1 protein-coding gene is annotated in these 5,276 nt (G+C 76.1%); it reads left to right on the forward strand.

The window, feature by feature from the left end:
* A partial coding sequence (locus E1267_RS42360) for a non-ribosomal peptide synthetase (RefSeq protein ID WP_132341758.1) occupies positions 1 to 5,276 on the forward strand: 5,276 nt, incomplete at both ends.

Below are 5,276 nucleotides of genomic sequence, written 5' to 3' on the forward strand. Positions count from 1 at the left end.
GTGCCCGCCGGGACGACGGCGGCCGACGCGGAGCCGGTGGCGGTGCTGTGCTCGTTGTTCGCGCAGGTGCTGCAGGTGGGCGCGGCCGGGCCCGACGACGACTTCTTCCACCTCGGCGGTGACAGCATCATCGCCATCCAGCTGGTCAACCTCGCCAGGCGCCGCGCGCTGCCCCTGTCACCGCAGGACGTGTTCGTCCACAGGACCCCGGCCGCCCTCGCCCTGGCCGCCGCACCGGAGAACGCCGAGCCCGCCGTACCCGAGCCCGCCGGGTCCGACGGCGCCGGTGAGATCATGCTGACGCCGATCGTGCACCGGCTGGCCGAGCTGGGCGGCGGCATCTCCCGGCTCAACCAGGCCGAGCTGCTCCGTACCCCACCCGGCATGACGCGCGAGCAGGTCGCCGAGCTGATCCGCGCGCTGACCGACCGGCACGACGCGCTCCGGCTGAGGCTCAGCAGGCCCTCGCCGCTGTTGTGGTCGCTGGAGGTGCGTCCGGCGGGCGAGCCGCCGGAGCCCGGCGTGTTGGCGGTCGACGCGAGCGGGCACGACGAGGACGGCCTGCAGGCGCTCGTCGCCGCGGAGTCCGACGCCGCCGCCGGCCGGCTGGACCCCGACGCCGGCCGGATCACCGAGGTGGTGTGGTTCGACCGGGGGCCGGACCGGCAGGGCAGGCTGCTGATCGTCGTACACCACCTGGCGATCGACGGGGTGTCCTGGCGCATCCTCGTCGACGACCTGCGGCAGGCGTGGGACGCCGTCGCCGCGGGGGAGCGGCCCGCGCTCGACCCGGTCGGCACCTCCCTGCGCGCCCACGCGCGGGCGCTGAACGAGAGCGCCGCCCAGGCGGCCAGGCTGGCGGAGTTCGAGCACTGGGCGGACACGCTGCGGCCGGGCGGCGAGCTCGACCCTGCCATCCCGGCCCCCGGGCCGACTGGCGGGCCGACTGGCGGGCTCACTGTGGGGGCCACCCGCGACCACGTGCTGCGCCTGCCCCCCGACGTGACGGAGCCGCTGCTCACCACCGTCCCGGCCGAGCAGGGAGGAGACGTCACCGAGACGCTGGTCGCGGCGCTGCACACCGCGGTGGCCCGCTGGCGCTCCGCCCGCGGCCGGGACGCGGACGCGCCGCTCGTGCTCGACCTGGAACGGCACGGCCGCGCGGGCGACGCCGGCCTGTCCAGGACGGTCGGCTGGTTCACCGCCATCGCCCCCGTACGCCTGCCCGGCGGCCGGGCCACGCCCGGCGAGGTGCGCGAGGCCCTGCGGGCGGTCCCCGGCGGAGGGCTGGGGTTCGGGCTGCTGCGGTACTGCAACCCGCGGACCGCCGCCGCGCTCGCCCGGCTCGGCACGCCCCAGCTGCTGTTCAACTACCTCGGCAGGTTCCCCGCGGGGGGGACACGCGACTGGGACACCGCGCCGGAGACGTTGCGCGTGGCGCCCGACCCGGACCTGGGGACGCCGTACCTGCTGGAGATCAACGTCGCCTGCCACGACACCCCGGACGGCCCCGAGCTGCACGCGGTGTTCACGTACGCGGAGGGCGGGCTGGGCGCCGGTGACGCCCGCCTGATCGCCGACGGCTGGGGTGCGGCGCTGCGCGACCTGACCTCCGCGCCCGGGACGTGGGCGCTGTCGCCGCTGCAGGAGGGGCTGTTCTTCCAGGCGCGCTACGCCGGCGACGCCGACGTGTACGTGGCGCAGAACGCCTTCGACTTCGCCGCCCCCCTCGACCTGCCGGCGCTGCGCCTGGCGTACGCGGCCCTCCTCCACCGCCACCCCGCGCTGCGCCTCGGCTTCACCGCCGGCGACGAGCACCGGCCGGTGGCGGTGGTCGGCACGGGCCTCGACGCCACCGTCGGCGTGATCGACCTGTCCGGGGACGACTCCGGGCTGCCCGGGGTGATGGAGCAGGACCGGCGGCGGCCCTTCGACCCGGCCCGCCCGCCGCTGTGCCGCCTGACCGTCGTGCACCTGCCCGGCGGGCGCGACCGCCTGCTCCTCACCTACCACCTGCTGCTGTGGGACGGCTGGTCGCGCGAGCTGGTGCTGCGCGAGCTGTTCGCCCTGTACGACTCGCGAGGCGAACGCGGCGCCCTCCCCACGGGCGGGGCGACGTTCACCGACCACCTGGCGTGGCTGGCCCGCCAGGACGCCGGGGCGGCGGCCGGCGCGTGGGCGCAGGCGCTGGACGGTGTGGAGCCCACCGTGCTGTTCCCCGCGGCGGCGGGCACCGCGCCCGTGCCGGCGACCAGCCTGTCGGCGCGGCTGACGGAGGAACAGACCCGGCAGGTCACCGAGCAGGCCCGCCGCCGCGGCGTGACGCTCAACGCGATGCTCACCACCGCGCTCGGCATGGTGCTGGCGCACGCGTCGGGCCGCGGCGACGCCGTGTTCGGCACGACGGTCGCCGGGCGGCCGACCGAGCTGGACGGCATCGAGTCGGCGATCGGCGTGTTCCTCAACACCGTGCCCGTCGCGGTCCGGCTCGCCCCCGGCGAGAGCACGCTGGACGTCATGAGGCGGGTCCAGGCCGAGCGCGCCGAGCTGATGCCGCACGAGTTCCTGGGCCTCGGGGACATCCAGCGCGCCGCGGGCCGCGACACCCTGTTCGACAGCCTGTACGTGCTGCAGAACTTCCTCGACGACGACACCTTCACCGACCTGGAGGAGGCGCACGGCGTCGTCGGCGTGTCCAGCGTGGACGCCACGCACTACCCGCTCACGTGGGTGGTCACCCCCGGCGCGCGGCTCACCCTGCGGCTGGAGTACCGGGGTGACGTGGTGACGCGGGAGCAGGCGCGCGACCTGCTGGCCCGGCTGGAGCACGTGCTGCTGCGCCTCGCCGCCGACCCGGAGGCGACCGTGGCCGACGTGCCGCTGCTCCTGTCGGGCGAGAGTCCCTCGACGGACGGGATCACCGGGCCCGTGGGCGACGACACGATCGCCGACCTGCTCGCGGCCCAGGCCGGCCGTACCCCCGCCAGGTTCGCGCTCACCTTCGGGAACCGCACGGTGACCTACGCCGAGCTGGACGCGCGGGTGAACCGGATCGCGCGCTCGCTGCTGGCCGGGGGAGCGGCGCCGGAGCGGATCGTCGCGCTGGCGGTGCCCCGCTCCATCGACATGGTGGCCGCGCTGTTCGCCGTGCTCCGCACCGGTGCGGCGTACCTGCCGCTCGAACTGGACCATCCCGACGAGCGGCTGCTGGCGATGCTGGCCGACGCCGGGCCCGTCCTGCTGGTCACCACGCGGGCGGTCGAGCCGAGGTTCGCCTCCCACCCCGTGGCCAGGCTGCTGCTGGACGACGTGCCGGATGACGCCGGGCCGGTCGCGGCCCCCCGCCGGGCGGGGCGGCTGGACCATCCCGCGTACGTCATCTACACCTCCGGCTCCACCGGGCGGCCCAAGGGGGTGGTCACGCCGTACCGCGGCCTGACGAACATGCAGCTCAACCACCGCGAGGCGATCTTCACGCCGACGGTGGAGGCGGCCGGCGGCCGGATCCTCACCATCGCGCACACCGTCTCCTTCTCCTTCGACATGTCGTGGGAGGAGCTGCTGTGGCTGGTCGAGGGCCACCACGTGCACATCTGCGACGAGGAGCTGCGCAGGGACGCCACGGCGCTCGTCGCCTACTGCCACCGCCACCGCGTGGACGTGGTGAACGTGACGCCCACGTACGCCCGGCACCTCATCGACGAGGGCCTGCTCGACGGGCCGCACCGCCCGCCCCTGGTGCTGCTCGGGGGCGAGGCGGTGCCCCAGGCGCTCTGGTCGGAGCTGCGCGATGCCGAGGGCGTGCACGGCTACAACCTCTACGGGCCGACCGAGTACACGATCAACACGCTCGGCGCGGGCACCGGCGACAGCGCCACCACCACGGTCGGGCGGCCGATCCGGAACACCCGCTGCTACGTGCTCGACGCCTTCCTCCGCCCGGCTCCCGTCGGGGAGCTCTACATCGCGGGCGAAGGGCTGGCCCGCGGTTACCTCGGCCGTCCGGGGCTGAGCGCCGGGAGGTTCGTCGCCGACCCGTACGTGCCCGGCGGGCGGATGTACCGGACCGGCGACCTGGTCCGGGCCCGCGGCGACGGCAACCTCGACTTTCTGGGGCGTACCGACGACCAGGTCAAGATCCGCGGTCACCGGGTGGAGCCCGGCGAGGTCGAGGCCGCCGTCACCGCCCGGCCGGGCGTGCGCCGCAGCGCCGTGCTGGCCGTGCCCGACCGGGCGGGCGGCGGGCGGCTGGTGGCCTACCTCGTGCCCGACCGGCCCGGCGACGCCGACGCGCTGGCCGCCGAGGTGCACCGGGGGCTGAAGGCCGTGCTCCCCGGTCACCTGGTGCCGTCGGCGTACGCCGTCGTGGACGCGCTGCCGCTCACCGTCAACGGCAAGCTGGACACCGCCGCGCTGCCCCCGCCCCGCGCGCTCGCCTCCGGCTCCCGGCCGCCCGCGAACGAGCGCGAACGGCTGCTGTGCGCGCTGTTCGGCCAGGCACTCGGCGACGGCGAGGAGGTGGGGCCCGAGGACGACTTCTTCGACAGGGGCGGGCACTCGCTGCTGGCCATCCGGCTGCTCGGCCTCGTCCGCGCCGCCACGGACGCCGACCTGTCGCTGCGCGACCTGTTCGACGCGCGTACCCCCGCCCGGCTCGCCGGCCGCCTCGCGGCGGCGGACGGGCCCGCGCGGCCGCCGCTCGTCCGCCGCCCGCGCCCCGAGCGCGTGCCGCTCTCACCCGCGCAGGAGCGGCTCTGGCTGCTCCAGCGGCTGCACCCGGCCTCGACCGCCTACACCTACCCGCTGGTCCTCCGCCTGCGCGGCCACGTCGACGCCGGCGCCCTGAGGGAGGCGCTCGGCGACGTGGCGGGCCGGCACGAGATCCTGCGCACGGTCATCGACGAGGGGCCCGCCCAGCGGGTGCTCGCCGAACCCCGCATCGACCTGGCCGTCGCCCGCTGCACCGCCGCCGGGCCCGCGCTCGCCGAAGCTCTCGCCCGCCCCTTCGACCTGGCCGTGGAACCGCCGCTGCGGGCCACCCTGATCGAGGAGCAGGACACCGGCGACACGGTGCTGGCCCTGGTCCTGCACCACATCGCGATGGACGAGTGGTCCGACGGGCCGCTGCTGCGCGACCTCGGCGACGCCTACGCCGCCCGGCTGGCGGGACACGCCCCCCGTTGGGAGCCGCTGCCGGTGCAGTACGCCGACTACGCGCTCTGGCTGCGGCTCGACGACCGGCTCGACGACCGGCACGCCGACGACCGGGCCTACTG

This window comes from Nonomuraea longispora (genome assembly GCF_004348345.1).
Taxonomy (GTDB): Bacteria; Actinomycetota; Actinomycetes; order Streptosporangiales; family Streptosporangiaceae; genus Nonomuraea; species Nonomuraea longispora.